Below are 15,090 nucleotides of genomic sequence, written 5' to 3' on the forward strand. Positions count from 1 at the left end.
TTTACCTTGGAGGATCGTTGTCGTCGACGGAACAGCCCGTGCGGGTGGAGTATGTGACCGACCCGGCGGCAGCGATGTCACGTCTGGCCGTCTCCGACCGGTTCGGTGAGTACGTGATGTACGAGCAGCCCGGTGTCTGGGTGTTCGCCGCCGATCCGCTCGGCAGCGTGGAACTCGATGCCGGTGAGCTGCGCACCGTCTGGGGCGGGGAGACCAGCACCAGCGCGTGGACCGGCAGTCCGGCCGCCGTCATCGACGCGGCCCTGGCGAGCCTGCCGCTCGACGGCCGCAATGCCTACGGCTGGATCGGCTTCGAATTCTGCGCCTACTCGCTCGCGGCGACCCGCTATCTCAATCCGCTGACCTCGCTGGCGCACCTGATGATTCCGCGGATCGAGGTGCGTGTCGACGCCACGGGCGTGCGGATCAGCGGCGCCACCCCGAGTGAGGCGTGTGACATCCACGATCTGATCGCCGGTTCGCAGGGCGTCGAGCTGCCGGTCGCGGCGCCGGTCGATGTGCGGCCCGACCCGACCGGTTATGAGGATCGCGTCGCCGCCGCGGTCGCCGAGATTCGTTCCGGCAAGTACCAGAAGGTGATTCTGTCGCGCAAGGTGGAGCTGCCGTTCGCGGTGGACGTGCCGGCGACCTATCGCCTCGGCCGGGCTAACAACACACCCGCGCGCTCGTTCCTGCTCCGGCTGGGCGGGCTCGAAGCGGCCGGGTTCAGTCCGGAGCTGGTGGCCTCGGTCGACGACGATCGCGTCGTCACCACCGAACCGCTGGCGGGTACGCGCGCGTTCGGACTCGGTGCCGAGGCCGACGACGCCGCCCGCGCCGAACTACTCGCCGACCCGAAAGAGATCGTGGAGCACGCGATTTCGGTGCAGACATCCTTCGCCGAGATCGCCGCGGTGGCTGTGCCAGGCACGCCCGCGGTCTCCGATTTCATGGCGGTGCGCGAGCGCGGCAGTGTCCAGCATCTCGCGTCCACGGTGCGTGGCACGCTGGCTCCCGACCGCACCGCGTGGGACGCGCTCGAGGTGCTGTTCCCGTCGGTGACCGCGTCCGGTATCCCCAAGCGCGAGGGGGTCGACTCAGTGTTCCGCAATGACCACGAGCCGCGTGGACTGTATTCCGGTGCGGTGGTGTGCGTTTCGCCGACCGGCGCGCTCGAGGCGACGCTGGTGTTGCGGGCGATCTATCAGACCGGCGAGGGTGCGTGGTTGCGCGCGGGCGCGGGGATCGTCGGGCAGTCGCGGCCGGAACGTGAGTTCGAGGAGACGTGCGAAAAGCTCGGCAGCGTAGCGCCTTACGTAGTCAAGGCTTTTACCGCCGCTCCGTGACCGCTTGTCCCGGAAAGATCCGCCGGTCAACCGTTGAGAGCACGCAAGGCTTTCTTGTCGATCTTGCCGACGGCGGTGATCGGCAGTGAATCCGCCTGTCGGACAAGGTCTGGGAGCTTGTAGGTGGCCAGGCCGCGTTCGGTGAGGAAGGTCTTGAGCTCGCCGAGGGTGGGTAGCTCGCCGGTGACAACCAGGACGACACAGACCTTTTCGCCGAGCGAGGCATCGGGTAGGCCGAGGGCGGCGGCGTGGCGGACGGCGGGGTGCGCGAGCAGGTGCTCCTCGAGTTCGTCGCAGGAGATGTTCTCGCCACCGCGGTTGATCACGTCCTTGATCCGGCCGCTCACGATCAGGTGGCCGCTGGGCAACTGGCGAACGAGGTCGCCGCTGCGGTAGAAGCCGTCGGGGGTGAAGGCGCGCGCATTGTGTTCGGGCGCACGGTAATATCCGCGCAGGGTGTAGGGGCCGCGGGTGAGCAGTTCGCCTTCCTCGCCCGGGGGTACGTCGTTGCCGTCGGCGTCGACGACGCGCAGTTCGTCGGCGGGGGAGAGCGGCCTGCCCTGGGTGGTGCAGACGAGTTCTTTGTCATCGTCGAGCCGGGTGTAGTTGAGCAGCCCCTCGGCCATGCCGAACACCTGCTGCAAGGTGCACTGCAACGCGGGCTCGACATCGCGGGCGTTCACCTCGGCCAGTCGCGCGCCACCGACCTGGAGCAAGCGCAACGAACTCAGGTCGGCGTCCTCCCAATCCACTGCCGCGCTCCACAATTGAGCCAGCGGCGGGACGACGCCGGTGACGGTCACCCGGTGCTTCTCGATCGCGGCGAACGCGGCTTCGGGGCTCGGGTCGAGTGTGAAGGCGATGGCGCCGCCGGTCGCGACGGTGCCCAGGATGCCGGGGCAGGCCAGCGGGAAGTTGTGTGCCGCGGGCAGCGTCGTGAGGTAGACGTCGTCGGGGGTGAGTTCGCAGACCCGCGCGCTGGCGGTCGCGTTGTAGACGTAGTCGTCGTGGGTGCGGGCGATCAGCTTCGGCAGTCCGGTGGTGCCACCGGAGACCAGCATTACCGCGATCTCGGCGGGGTCGATCGCGGGCAGCGAATCACCTTCGCGGGAGATCGAATCAAGGGCGACGAACCCGGTGGTGGCCTCGGCACCATCGCCGCCCAGGTCGGCATCGGCCGTCGTGTGCTGGGAAATCGCCACCGGCTGCGCTGCCGCCATGCGCGGATCGCCGGCGACCAGCACGTGGCGCAGGCTCGGCACCGCACGCCGCACCGTCGCGGCCAGCTCGCGATAGTCGAAGTCGCCGAGGCGGTCGGGAATGAGGTAGGCGACCGCTTCGGACAGCGCGGCCAGGTGCTCGATCTCGGCGCGACGGTGCGCGGGCAGGGTGAGTACGGGGATGATGCCCGCGCGCAGCACGCCGAACAGGGCCGTCGCGAATTCGGGAATGTTCGGCAATTGCATGATCACGCGGTCGCCGGGATTGATGCCGAGCGCGAGCAGGCCGTGCGCCATCCGGTCGGCCGCCGCATCGAGCTCGGCGTAGGACTGCGCACCGGTGGCACTGAGCACGGCCGGGCGCTGCGGCTGGGTGCGCGCGGTGTCGCGCAGCAGGTCGCCGAGTGTGCGTCCGGTCCAGTAGCCCGCGGCCCGGTATCGCTGCGCGGCGGCTTCGGGGAACGGGACGTAGCCCTCGCGGTGGCCGGTTGCCGATGTCGACGTCACGTACTGCCTCACTGTATTTTCGGCGGCTGGTGCCGCGGGTTCTCGGCCTATCGACCTCGATGGCTACTGGACCGCATAGACTCTTGCAAAGGTTAGGCAACCCTATCTCAATGGAGTAGGCTGCCGCCGGGCAGTACCGAATCCGTCCGGGAATTGGGCGGCGAGCAAGGAGTGATCGGCAGATGGAGACAGCACCCGCAGGTGGCGCCGGGATCGACCGCGCCGAGATCCGCGCCGCGATCGCCCGCCACCTCGACATCACCGCCGAAGCCGTCGCCGACGCCGACGACCTGATCCAGCTCGGCCTCGACTCCATCCGCACGATGAAGCTCGCGGGCGCCTGGCGCAAACGCGGCATCGCCGTGAACTTCGCCCTCTTGGCCGCCCACCCCACCGTCGACGCCTGGCACGCCCTCCTCAACGGCGCCGATCCCGAAGATCTCGCGCCGAGCGCCATCGCACCGACTGCGGCCGCTGACCCGGTTGTCGCGGACGTGGCCGGTACCGGCCCGGGTGCCGATGCCGCGGTCGAAGCTCCGGATCGCGAGTTCGGTGATGCCGCAGGCGAATACCCGATCGTCCTCGATGACGGCAGCCCCTTCGCGCTCGCGCCCATGCAGCACGCGTACTGGATCGGACGCTCCGATGCGCAGGAGCTCGGTGGTGTGGCCGCCCACCTCTACGTCGAATTCGACGGGGCCGACGTCTATCCCGAGCGGCTCGAGCGGGCCGTCGAACAGCTGCTGTCGCGCCACCCCATGCTGCGCACCCGGTTCCTGCCCGACGGCACCCAGCAGACCCTCGACCGGCCGGGCCGAGCGGTGTTCGGTGTAACCGACCTGCGCGAGGCCTCCGCCGCGGAGGCCGAGCAGCGGCTCGAGGAATTGCGGTATGCGCGCACCCATCAGCGCATGGCGGTGGAAGACGGCCAGGTGATCGAGATCGCCCTCACCCGCCTCGCCGACGGCCGCACCCGCCTGCACCTCGACGTCGACATGCTCGCCGCCGACGCGATGAGCTACCGCATCCTCATCACCGACCTCGCCCGCCTCTACCACGGCCAACAGCTTCCACCCCAGGACTACACCTTCCGCCAGTACCTGGCCGAGCACCAGCGCAACAGCCACGGCTCGGACAACGCCGGCGCGCCACGGCCCGAGACGGCCGCCGGCCCTCAGCAAGGTGCGATTGCCGCCCTCGGCGACGAGCGGGCTCGTGATCGCGCCTGGTGGCAGGACCGGCTCGGCGATCTGCCCGGCGCGCCGGAACTGCCGCTGGCCCAGCACATCTCGGACCCGAATCGCACGATCCGCCTGCACCGCTGGCTCTCCCCGCAGGCCAAGGCGCAGGTGTTCGACGCCGCCCACGCGCGTGGCATCACCCCGGCGATGGCGCTGGCCTCGGTGTTCGCCGAGACCATCGGCGGCTGGTCGGCCCAGCGCCGCTTCCTGCTGAATCTGCCGCTGTTCCACCGTGAGCCGGTGCACCCGCAGGTCGACGGTGTCGTCGGCGACTTCACCTCCTCGGTCCTGCTCGAAGTCGACGTCACCGAGCCCGCCACCGTCGCCGACCGCGCGCGTGCGCTCCAGCAACGCCTCCACGAAGCAGGCGCCCACTCCGCCTATTCCGGCCTGGAAGTCCTGCGCGACCTCGGCCGCCACCGCGGCGAACCGGTCCTGGCCCCCATCGTCTACACCAGCGCCCTCAACCTCGGCGAACTCTTCCCCAGCACCGTCACCGACACCTTCGGCGACCCCGTCTGGATCATCTCCCAGGGCCCCCAGGTCCTGCTCGACGCGCAGATCACCGAGGTCCGCGGCGGGCTGCTGCTGAACTGGGACATCCGCGAAAGCGCCTTCCCCGCAGGCATGGTCGACGCCATGTTCGCCCGCTACATCGAAGCGATCGAACGCCTGGGTGGGCAGACCAGCACCGAGGCCGAGGTCACCGTCGATGGCGCGCCCGTCGAGGTCCTCGACAGCGCGACCCGAACACGGGCGGGCGACGATCGCGCTCGTGCCGTGGTCGGCGGCGCGGGCTGGCAGGCCGAGGCAGGCGTGCGAATTCCGGTGGAGCAGGCGGCCACTCGGGCTCGGGTCAATGCGACCGCGGGGCCGGTGAGCGGCGGGCTGCTGCATACGGGGTTCTTCGCGAACGCCGCCACGAATCCTGCTGCGCCCGCGGTGCTGTGGGAGCCCGCGGGGCAGCTGACCTACGGCGAGCTCGCCGCCGATGCGCTGGCGGTGGCCGGTGCGTTGCGGGAAGCCGGTGTGGCGCCGGGTGATTCGGTGGCTGTTCAGCTTCCGAAGGGTCCCGACCAGATCGTCGCGGTGCTCGGTGTGCTCGCGGCGGGTGCGGTCTATGTGCCGATCGGGTTCGATCAGCCCAACGCTCGTCGCGCCGAAATCCTCAGCACCGCAGGTGCGGTCGCGGTACTCACGGTCGGCGGCGCGCAGATCCCCGACGTGCGCGCGATCGACCTCGCCGAGGCTCGCACCCACGCGGAACCGTTGGCGCGCCCCCTCTTCGGCGACCCGGAGAACATCGCCTATGTGCTGTTCACCTCCGGCTCCACCGGCAAGCCCAAGGGTGTCGAGGTGCCGCACCGCGCCGCCATGAACACCATCGACGACCTCAACGAACGCTTCGGCCTCGGCCCCGCTGACCGAGCGCTCGCCCTCTCGGCCCTCGAGTTCGACCTCTCCGTCTACGACATCTTCGGCCTGCTCGCCGCGGGTGGCGCGGTGGTCACCGTCGACGACGCTCAGCGCGCTGACCCCGCCGCCTGGGTGGAACTCATTCGCCGCCACCAGATCTCGCTGCTGAACTGCGTCCCGAGCCTGCTCGACATGTTGCTCACCGCCGCGCCGAGCGCCCACACGGCCGTTCGATCGGCGCAGCTCGAAGCCATCGCCGACGACTCCCACCCGGCGTCGCCGCCGGAGCCGCTGACCTCACTTCGCACCGTGATCCTCGGCGGCGACTGGGTCGACATCGCGCTCCCCGCACGCCTCGCCGCGGTAGCCCCGAACAGCCGCTTCGCCGGGCTCGGTGGCGCCACCGAAACCGCGATCCACTCCACCATCTGCGAGGTCGTCGACGCGCAGGTCCCCGCCGAGTGGACCGCCGTGCCCTACGGCACCCCGCTGCGCAATGTGCGGTGCCGCGTCGTCGGCCCGGCGGGCAACGACTGCCCAGACTGGGTCAGCGGCGAGCTGTGGATCGGTGGGGATGGTGTGGCCGCCGGCTACCGCAACGACCCGGAGCGCACCGCCGACCGCTTCGTCACCCACGAGGGTCTGCGCTGGTATCGCACCGGTGACCTGGCCCGCTACCTGCCCGACGGTGGCCTGGAATTCCTCGGCCGCGCCGATCACCAGGTCAAGATCCGGGGCTACCGGGTCGAACTCGGCGAGGTGGAGAGTGCCCTGCGCGCCGTCCCCGGTGTCCGCCACGCGGTAGCCGCGGTGATCGGAAAGGCCGCGCCGAAGCTGGTCGCCCTGGTGGTGCCGACCCCCGACGCCACCCTGCACGTCGACGCCGTGCTCGCCGCGACCGCCGACCTGGTCCCGTCCTACATGGTGCCGACCCGCCTGGAACTGCTACCCGAACTCCCACTCACCCCGAACGCCAAGCCGGACCGCAAAGCCATCCGCGCCGTCCTCGAAAAGGGCGAGAGCACAGCGGAATTCGTCGAGCCGAGCACCGATCTGGAACGCGCACTCGCCGCGGTCATCGCCGAGGTGCTCGCGGCCGAGCGGATCGGCGTCACCGACGACTTCTTCGCCCTCGGCGGCGATTCGGTCCTCGCCACCACCGCCGTCGCCCGCATCCGCGAATGGCTCGACGCCCCCGACACCGTCGTCGCCGACCTGTTCACCGCCCGCAGTGTCGCCGCGCTGGCGGCCCGAATGCTCGATCGGGAAAGGGACTCGGGCGATACCGGCAGGCTGGAGCTGGTCGCCACGATGTACTTGGAGGTGGCCGCGATGACAGACGACGAGGTTCTCGCGCAGTCGTAATGACGACACGCCGCCGCTCGCATCGGGTGTCGCGGGCGAACTACGCACCAGCTCTTGCCAATTCGCGCTTTGCCGCGGCGTCGCTACACTTCCGGCAGTGAGCAAGTGGACTATCGCTGACCTGCCCGACCAGACCGGCCGCACCGTCATCGTGACCGGTGCCAACAGCGGTATCGGCGCCGCCACCGCGCGTGCGCTGGCGGAGGCGGGGGCGCGGGTGATCCTGGCCTGTCGCGATATCGCCAAGGCCGAGCGGGTGGCCGCGGGGATGCGTGGCGAGACCGAGGTTCGCGAACTCGATCTGGCGAACCTGAATTCGGTGCGGACTTTCACCGACTCGATCGAGCGCGTCGACGTGCTGATCAACAACGCCGGTGTGATGGCGCTACCGCTGCACCGCACCGCCGATGGTTTCGAAATGCAGTTCGGCACAAATCATCTCGGCCACTTCGCGCTCACCAACCTGCTGCTGGACCGCATCACCGATCGCGTGGTGACGGTGTCGAGCGTCGCGCACCGCATCGGCAAGATCGATCTGGCCGACCCCAACTGGGAGCAGCGCCGCTACGACCGCTGGCTCGCCTACGGCCAGTCCAAGCTGGCCAACCTGATGTTCGCCGATGAACTCCAGCGTCGCCTGGCGGGTGAGGGCGCCGCGGTGATCTCGGTGGCCGCGCATCCGGGCTACGCCGCGACCGAGCTCATGTCGCACACCGAGTCCATCCAGGACGCGATCATGTGGCTGGGCAATCGCCTGCTCGCCCCCACCGCCGAAGCGGGCGCGTTGCCCACGCTGTTCGCCGCCACCGCCGATGTGGTGCCCGGCGCGTTCTACGGCCCCGACGGTTTCCTCGGCCTGCGCGGCAACCCGGCCCGCGCGGGCAGTGCGCCCGCGGCGAAGGATCGCAAGGTCGCCGCCGAACTGTGGGAGCTCTCCGAGAAGCTCTGCGGGCTGATCTGATTCGGTGATCGGCGTCACACGCGCCGATGTCACACCGTGCCCGGCTGTCTCGTCGTCTGAGTGGAACCCACGACGAAGGAGTCATCATGGAAGCGCGCTTCAACCTCTACGGCAACGCCATCGCCGCGAGCTTCAGCAAGCGAATGATCATGGTGGGCAAGGTCATCGACGATTCGCCACTGCCCAAGGCCACCCATGAACTGGTGAAGATCCGGGCTTCGCAGATCAACGGCTGCAGCTACTGCGTCGACATGCACACCAAGGACGCCGCCCACGCGGGCGAAACCTCGGTGCGGATCAACCTGGTCGCCGCCTGGCGAGAGGCGAACGTCTTCACCGAGGCGGAACGGGCCGCCCTCGCCCTCACCGAGGAAGCGACCCGCACCGCCGACGGCGGCCACGTCTCCGACGACACCTTCGACCAGGTCCGCAAGCACTACGACGACGACCAGATCGCGGCCCTGATCGGCGCCATCGCGATCATCAATGCCTGGAACCGCCTCAACGCCATCGCCCACACGCCCGCCGGCGACTACGTTCCCGGTCAGTGGAGCTGATCAACCGAACCGGTGTCCGTGCTCGGCCGCCCACTGCGCGAAGGTGCGCGCGGGTCGGCCGAGCACCTGTTCCACCGTCGGGTCGACGGTGTACGACTCGGGACTCGACTCCGCGTACCAGCCGATCACGTAGTCGGCGGTCGCGCCCGAAACAAGTGTTGTCACAGTCGATTTCCTTTCCTCGACCACCGACGCTAGGAGCTCGAGCAAGGTTGAGGTCAAGGCCTCGGTTCGAGCCGTCTGGATGTGACGGTCCACACTTCGGGCAACCATGGCTCACCTTTCGGCGTTTTACCGGTGGTACAGTCCACGGCATGCAGCGCGCATATTTCTGGTTTAGCTATCCGGCCCTGGGTGGGCCGGTCTGCGACCCTGCGCGCTGACTTCCTCCACCTCGAGCCGGATAACGCCCGGCTCGACGGTAGCGATTTCCGTGGGTCGGCCTCTTAACGCAAAGGACCCACATCATGACCACCGCAGCCGATGTCGACTCGCGGCATTCTGATCTCGACGACCAGCGCACCCTCAGCGTGAGCCCCCTGCGCTCGCCCGCCGAGGTCCGCATGGTCCACCAGATCACCGACGCCCTCGCCGACACCGTTCGTTCGGGCCGCAAGGCCACCGTCGACGTGCTCAACGGCGACGACGACCGCCTCATGGTGATCGTCGGCCCGTGCTCGGTGCACGACCCAGCCGCCGCGCTGGAATACGCCCGCAAGCTGGCCGAGAAGGCCGCCGAGCTGAGCGACCGGCTGCACATCGTGATGCGCGTGTACTTCGAGAAGCCGCGCACCACGTTGGGCTGGAAGGGTCTGATCAACGATCCGCACCTGGACGGCTCGTTCGACGTGAACACCGGCCTCGGCATCGGCCGCAAGGTGCTCGTCGACATCACCGCCCTCGGCCTGCCGGTCGCGTGCGAGTTCCTCGACCCCATCACCCCGCAGTACATCGCCGACCTGGTCTCCTACGGCGCGATCGGTGCCCGCACCGCCGCCAGCCAGGTGCACCGGCAGCTGTCCTCGGCGCTGTCGATGCCGGTGGGCATCAAGAACGGCACCGACGGTGACGTGCAGGTCGCGGTCGACGGTGTGCGCGCCGCGGCGGCCAGCCACGTCTTCCCCGGCACCGACCTCGACGGTCGCTCCGCGCTGATCCGCACCTCGGGCAACCCCGACTGCCACGTCATCCTGCGCGGCGGCAGCAACGGCACCAATTTCGACGCCGCGTCCTGCGCCGAGGCCAAGCTGCGCCTGGAGAAGTCGTCGCTGGCCCAGCGCCTGGTCGTCGACGCCAGCCACGGCAACAGCAACAAGGACCACAACAAGCAGGTCGACGTCGTCACCGACATCGCCGACCGCATCGCCGCCGGCGAGCAGGGCGTGGTCGGCGTGATGCTGGAGTCGTTCCTCGTCGCGGGCCGCCAGGACCTGACCCTCGGCAAGGCCGACGACCTGACCTACGGCCAGTCCATCACCGACGCGTGCATCGACTGGAACACCACCGCCACCCAGCTCGACCGTTTGGCCGACGCCGTGGCCGCACGCCGCGGGTAGTTCGTTCGATCGACAGTGCGGGCCCCGGATTCCGGGGCCCGCACAACTACCAGCCAGTCGGTTTTCGCCAGTGGCCATCGACGGGATTTGCGAGCTGAGACGCGTAATAGTGCTGGGCGGACAGCCGTGCCCACCAGTGCCTGCCTGCGCCTTCCGTCGCGGTGCCGCGCAATGCGCCAGCGAGTTGCCGTGAGCTGGGATTCACAGTCCCGACCGGCACCCGCTGTCGAGCGGTGTGCAATGGCAATGCGAGATCGGAATCATTGGAGATCACGATCGCAGCGTCTACCTGCCCGCAGAACACATCGGTGAGCAAGTGGGTGGCCACGTTGACGTCGGAGCCCTTCTCTTCCCGCATTCGCACCGTCGCCATCAGCACATCGTCGCCATTCGGGTTGGTGGCGAGGCGGATCGGCAGATCTGACGACCACTGTTGCTTTCCGTCCGCGACGACAAGCTCGGCCTGGCCGGACTTGTTCGCGCGTGCGAGTGGCGCTGACTTCGGCCACGCCACATAGCGCCCCAACTCGAGGACGTCGATGGAGCCGTTGGCCTGTATCGCGTTCAGGTACACACTCTGATCGCGATGCGCGTCCGGGTTGTCTTTCGGATCGACTCGCGCCGTGCAGTAGACCACGCGGTGAACGGTCGACCCCTGCCAACCGCACAGTGATTCTGCAACGGCGCGCACATCGAGCCAGCGCCAGCCAGAAGTTCCACGACCGCAGATTCCCCGCATGCCGTAGTACAAGTTGAAAGCATCGATGTACACGCCGACCCGCATAATTCCCCCACTGAAGTTGCAGTGTGAACGAGCGCTCCGCTGCCCGACCGGCTGCCAATCGGGCAAAAAAAGACCCAGCCCTACGTGAGGACTGGGTTGGTAGCTACATGCTAGAGATACTTCTTGCGCAGGTCAACTACGAAGTTTGGGTGCGACGGTCTTCGGCCGGTAGCTGGGTTCTGGCCACGGCGCGGCAGACTGGTCGACGATGAAGCTTCCCGAACTTCCCGATCTTCCCGTGCGACCGGCGCTGGCGCGGATCACCGCGACGCTGGCCGAGCATGGTGTCGCGGTGCTGGTCGCGCCGCCGGGCACCGGCAAGACCACGTTGGTGCCGTTGGCGCTGGCGGCCGGGTCGGCGGGGCGCATCGTGGTGGCTGAGCCTCGGCGGTTGGCGGCGCGGGCGGCGGCGGCGCGGATGGCGGCGTTGCTGGGGGAGCGGGTCGGGGAGACCGTGGGCTATGCGGTGCGGGGGGATCGGAAGGTGGGGCCGGGGACGCGGATCGAGGTGGTGACCTCGGGGTTGCTGGTGCGGCGGTTGCAGAGCGATCCGGAGTTGGCCGGGGTCGGCACGGTGATACTCGACGAATGCCACGAGCGGCACCTGGACGCTGATCTGCTGCTGGCGCTGTTGCTCGACGCGCGGTCGGGGTTGCGGCCGGACCTGCGGGTGCTGGCGACCTCGGCGACAGTGGCCGCGGATCGACTGGCCCACCTGCTCGGCACCGGAGGGACCGGGCAGGGTGTCATCGATGGGGACGGAGCCGGAACTCCGGCTGGGCCGGGTGTCCTCGGTGCCGAAGCCGACCGGGCTGACGAGAGTTCGGCGCAGCGGGTGCTATTGGTCGACAGGTCGCGTGCACCGGTTCTGGAGGTGCGCGGGCGGACGTATCCGGTCGAGGTCGACTACGTGCCCGCCCAGCCCCGCGAACGGATCGAAGCACAGGTCGCGCGGGCTACTCGCAGTGCGCTGGCCACCATCGACGGTGATGTGCTCGTCTTCCTGCCCGGTGTCGGCGAGATCAACCGCACGGCCGGGTTGCTGCGCGACCTCGATGTCGATGTGGTGCCGTTGCACGGCAGACTCGCCGGTGCGGCCCAGGATCTCGCGCTCCGGCCGGGAACGCGACGGCGAGTCGTATTGTCCACTGCCGTAGCCGAATCCAGCCTCACCGTCCCCGGTGTGCGCGCGGTGGTCGACTCCGGCCTGTCCCGGGTTTCCCGCGTCGATCACCGACGCGGACTGTCCGGCCTTGCGACAGTGCGTGTTTCGGCCGCGGTAGCCGAGCAGCGCGCAGGCCGCGCGGGCCGCGAAGCCCCCGGCCACGCCTGGCGCTGCTGGCCCGAATACGAACACCAAACCCTGCCCGCCTACCCCGAACCCGAAATCCGCACCGCCGAACTCACCCGTCTCGCACTGGAATTGGCCTGTTGGGGCACCCCCGACGGCACCGGCCTCGCCTGGTGGGACGCTCCACCGGCGGGCGGCCTCGCCGCGGCCCGAACCGTCCTGCGAGCCCTCGGCGCCCTCGACGAAGCCGACCGCATCACCCCGCGCGGCAAGGCCATGGCCGCCCTCGGCCTCCACCCTCGCCTCGCCCGCGCGCTGCTCGACGGCACCGCCCGAGTCGGCGCGAAAGCCGCCGCCGAAATGGTGGTCCTGATGGACGACGACTCCCTCGCCGGCACCGTCGACGCGACCGCGGCCCTGCGCGCCCTCCGTTCCGAACGCCCACCCCGCTGGTCCCGCGAAGTCCAACGCCTGACGCGACTCGTCACCAGCACGACAACCGGCGACAACCCCGACCGCCAGTCCGTCGACGGCGCGCAGGCTGATACGCCGTCGCGGGTGGGGCGACGCGACCGGTCGAGCGTCGATGGCCCGAAGGCTGATGTCTCGCCGGACCTGCCGGACTCGGCGATCACCGGCTCGGTGGCAGGCAGGCCGGGTCGCCGGGATCGTGTCGTCGGCGAGGTCGGGAACGCGAGTGGTGACGGTGGAACGGATGTCGCGGCGCTGTTGATCGCGCTGGCGCAGCCGGAGCGGTTGGCTCGACGGCGGTCGAGCGGGTCGTCCACGTATCTCATGGCGGGCGGTACCGCGGTGACCTTGCCTGCCGGGTCGGGCCTGGCCGCGGCGGAATGGCTCGCGGTGGCGGTCGCTGATCGTGATCCGGGCCGGGCCGAGGGGCGAATTCGGTTGGCGGCCATCGCTGATGAGGATCTCGCTCGCGAAGCCGCGCCAGGGTTGGTGGTCGTGGCGGACGAGGTGCGGTGGGACGGGGGTGATGTGGTGGCGCGACGGGTGGCACGATTGGGCGCGATCATCTTGTCGGAGAAGGCATTACGTCATCCCGACCAGGCTCTGGTGGAACAGGCCGTGCGACAAGGCCTTCGAGACGAGGGGCTGGATCTGCTGCGGTGGAACGATGACGCTCGCGGCCTGCGTCAACGTCTCGACTTCCTGCACCGCACCCTGGGCGATCCTTGGCCCGCTGTCGACGACGAGGCACTCCTCGGCGACCTCGGCACCTGGCTCGGCCCCGAACTGTCCACTGCCCGCCGCCGCTCCGACCTCACCCGCATCGACGCAGGGGCGGCCCTGCGCCGGCTGCTCCCGTGGCCCACCGCCACACGCCTGGACGAGCTGGCTCCGGAACGGCTGGAAGTCCCCTCCGGTAGTCGCGTTCGCCTCGACTACTCCGCCGATCAGCCGATCCTCGCGGTCAAGGTCCAGGAGATCTTCGGCTGGACCGAGCCACCCACCCTCGCCGACGGCCGCGCCCGGATCCTGCTGCACCTGCTCTCCCCGGCCCAACGCCCTGTCGCCGTCACCGCCGACCTGGCCTCCTTCTGGAAAACCGGCTGGCCCCAAGTCCGTGCCGACCTCCGCGGCCGCTATCCCAAACACGCCTGGCCCGAGGACCCCACCACTGTCCCCGCCCACCGGGGAACAGCTCGCCGAGCCGCCAACCGCCCGAACTGACTGCCCACCACACGGTCTCGATCGTCAGGTGACCGGCGTCGCTCGGGCGGCCACGAGGTTGTCGGTGGTGACTGTTGAGCAGTGGTAGCCGGCGGCGGCGCAGCGGTCGGCGAGTTGCGCGGTGCGCGGGGTGGGGCTGTTGGGCGTGCCGTAGCCGTAGCAGAGCCAGATGCGGCCGTCGGGGGCGAGGCATTCGCGGATCGTCGACCAGGCGGCTGTGGCGGGGCCGGTCCAGAACAGGTTGACGTTGACCGCGAAGACCAGGTCGAAGCGCTGCCCAGGCTCGAGTTCGTCGAGCAATCGGTCGGCCCGCACCGTGCCGATCTCGCCTTCGACCAGGCGAACCTGTCCGGCGGCGATCTCCGCTGCGCAGCGGCGTTCGGCTTGCGCGAGCGCGGTCGCCGAGCGGTCGACCCCGACGATCCGCCCGTTCCCCAGCCGGGCCGCGAGCCGCGTCAGCGACGCACCGGACCCGGGCCCCAGCTCGAGTACACGCTCACCCGCCCGCACCCCCATGGTGTCGGCGAACCAGTCGAACCGCGCGTCATCGGCCATGCGCGCGCCCGGCCAGTGCCGGCCAACCGTCGCCGACGCCGGCGGGATCGGCGGGCAGCCGCGCCGCGACCCATTCGTCGACACGGGTGCCGCGCTGGACCCCGCCCGAGCGGGCCACGCCCTCGAAGTGAAAGCCGTTGCGGCGCGCGGCGGCGGCCGAGGGGATGTTGCCGACGATCGCGCGCCACATGATCCGGTCCAGCGCGAGGCCGTCCGGTGCGAAACCGAACTCGCAGACCAGGGTGATGGCGCGCGACATCAGGCCGCGACCGCGGTGACCGGCAGTGAGCCAGAAGCCGACCTCACACGCTCCTGGCCCGCGGGTATGCAGGCCGATCATGCCCTCGACCCGGCCGTCCTCGGCGGTGCGGACCGCCCAGACCGGCGCGTTGTCCGCCCAGCCGGGGGCGACTAGACGGTCGAGGAATTCCTCGGCGTCGCCGCGGTGATACGGGACGGGGATCGTGGTCCAGCGCTGCACTTCGGGGTCCTGACAGCACTCGACGATGCGGTCGATATCGGCCGCGGTCGGGCGGGTGAGCCAGACCGTGCCGTCGGTGAGCGTGTGCTCGTACATCCGGTCATCTTGACAGTCG

At 69.6% G+C, this 15,090-nt stretch carries 11 protein-coding genes; 6 read left to right on the forward strand and 5 right to left on the reverse strand.

The features are described 5' to 3' along the window. The first annotated feature begins 44 nt into the window (after window positions 1–44). Complete coding sequence (locus tag ACQHI0_RS31580) at window positions 45–1,346, forward strand: salicylate synthase (protein ID WP_427909365.1); 1,302 nt, start codon at window positions 45–47, stop codon at window positions 1,344–1,346. Window positions 1,347–1,372: 26 nt separating this feature from the next. Here ACQHI0_RS31580 and ACQHI0_RS31585 read toward each other — a convergent pair whose 3' ends face one another. After that, on the reverse strand, window positions 1,373–3,073 hold the full coding sequence (locus tag ACQHI0_RS31585) for a (2,3-dihydroxybenzoyl)adenylate synthase (RefSeq protein ID WP_427905373.1): 1,701 nt from the start codon (window positions 3,071–3,073) through the stop codon (window positions 1,373–1,375). Window positions 3,074–3,255: 182 nt separating this feature from the next. Between ACQHI0_RS31585 and ACQHI0_RS31590 the strand changes: the two genes are divergently transcribed. The 3 genes from ACQHI0_RS31590 to ACQHI0_RS31600 all read left to right on the forward strand — a co-directional run bounded on the left by ACQHI0_RS31590 (window position 3,256) and on the right by ACQHI0_RS31600 (window position 8,613). Continuing rightward, window positions 3,256–7,095 carry an amino acid adenylation domain-containing protein gene (locus tag ACQHI0_RS31590; protein ID WP_427905374.1) on the forward strand — a complete coding sequence of 1,280 codons (3,840 nt, stop codon included), beginning with the start codon at window positions 3,256–3,258 and terminating at the stop codon, window positions 7,093–7,095. 97 nt (window positions 7,096–7,192) lie between these two features. Then, on the forward strand, window positions 7,193–8,056 hold the full coding sequence (locus tag ACQHI0_RS31595) for an oxidoreductase (RefSeq protein ID WP_427905375.1): 864 nt from the start codon (window positions 7,193–7,195) through the stop codon (window positions 8,054–8,056). Between the two features lie 86 nt (window positions 8,057–8,142). Next, window positions 8,143–8,613: a carboxymuconolactone decarboxylase family protein gene (locus tag ACQHI0_RS31600; protein ID WP_427905376.1), complete on the forward strand. Its 471-nt coding sequence runs from the start codon at window positions 8,143–8,145 to the stop codon at window positions 8,611–8,613. Here ACQHI0_RS31600 and ACQHI0_RS31605 read toward each other — a convergent pair whose 3' ends face one another. After that, a complete protein-coding gene (locus tag ACQHI0_RS31605) occupies window positions 8,614–8,778 on the reverse strand; it encodes a hypothetical protein (protein ID WP_427905377.1) in 165 nt (54 codons plus the stop codon). Window positions 8,779–9,080: 302 nt separating this feature from the next. Between ACQHI0_RS31605 and ACQHI0_RS31610 the strand changes: the two genes are divergently transcribed. Continuing rightward, window positions 9,081–10,169: a 3-deoxy-7-phosphoheptulonate synthase gene (locus ACQHI0_RS31610; protein ID WP_056818663.1), complete on the forward strand. Its 1,089-nt coding sequence runs from the start codon at window positions 9,081–9,083 to the stop codon at window positions 10,167–10,169. 46 nt (window positions 10,170–10,215) lie between these two features. Here ACQHI0_RS31610 and ACQHI0_RS31615 read toward each other — a convergent pair whose 3' ends face one another. Then, window positions 10,216–10,806: an NYN domain-containing protein gene (locus ACQHI0_RS31615; protein ID WP_427905378.1), complete on the reverse strand. Its 591-nt coding sequence runs from the start codon at window positions 10,804–10,806 to the stop codon at window positions 10,216–10,218. Window positions 10,807–11,161: 355 nt separating this feature from the next. On the opposite strand from ACQHI0_RS31615, the gene ACQHI0_RS31620 reads away from it, so the two are divergent. Then, window positions 11,162–13,939, forward strand: a complete 2,778-nt coding sequence (locus ACQHI0_RS31620; RefSeq protein ID WP_427905379.1) for an ATP-dependent RNA helicase — start codon at window positions 11,162–11,164, stop codon at window positions 13,937–13,939. Window positions 13,940–13,963: 24 nt separating this feature from the next. Here ACQHI0_RS31620 and ACQHI0_RS31625 read toward each other — a convergent pair whose 3' ends face one another. Both ACQHI0_RS31625 and ACQHI0_RS31630 read right to left on the reverse strand, forming a co-directional pair. Further along, complete coding sequence (locus ACQHI0_RS31625; RefSeq protein WP_427905380.1) at window positions 13,964–14,494, reverse strand: SAM-dependent methyltransferase; 531 nt, start codon at window positions 14,492–14,494, stop codon at window positions 13,964–13,966. Further along, on the reverse strand, window positions 14,484–15,071 hold the full coding sequence (locus tag ACQHI0_RS31630; RefSeq protein WP_427905381.1) for a GNAT family N-acetyltransferase: 588 nt from the start codon (window positions 15,069–15,071) through the stop codon (window positions 14,484–14,486). The genes ACQHI0_RS31625 and ACQHI0_RS31630 overlap by 11 nt, the downstream gene beginning before the upstream one ends. Window positions 15,072–15,090 lie beyond the last annotated feature (19 nt).

This window comes from Nocardia sp. FBN12 (genome assembly GCF_050320175.1).
Classification (GTDB): Bacteria; Actinomycetota; Actinomycetes; order Mycobacteriales; family Mycobacteriaceae; genus Nocardia.

What these genes read in the sequence shown, in the direction of transcription:
- ACQHI0_RS31590 (WP_427905374.1), top strand. Translation starts at nt 3,256, where the DNA reads ATGGAGACAGCACCCGCAGGTGGCGCCGGGATCGACCGCGCCGAGATC.
- ACQHI0_RS31600 (WP_427905376.1), top strand. Translation starts at nt 8,143, where the DNA reads ATGGAAGCGCGCTTCAACCTCTACGGCAACGCCATCGCCGCGAGCTTC.
- ACQHI0_RS31610 (WP_056818663.1), top strand. Translation starts at nt 9,081, where the DNA reads ATGACCACCGCAGCCGATGTCGACTCGCGGCATTCTGATCTCGACGAC.
- ACQHI0_RS31620 (WP_427905379.1), top strand. Translation starts at nt 11,162, where the DNA reads ATGAAGCTTCCCGAACTTCCCGATCTTCCCGTGCGACCGGCGCTGGCG.
- ACQHI0_RS31625 (WP_427905380.1), bottom strand. Translation starts at nt 14,494, where the DNA reads ATGGCCGATGACGCGCGGTTCGACTGGTTCGCCGACACCATGGGGGTG.
- ACQHI0_RS31630 (WP_427905381.1), bottom strand. Translation starts at nt 15,071, where the DNA reads ATGTACGAGCACACGCTCACCGACGGCACGGTCTGGCTCACCCGCCCG.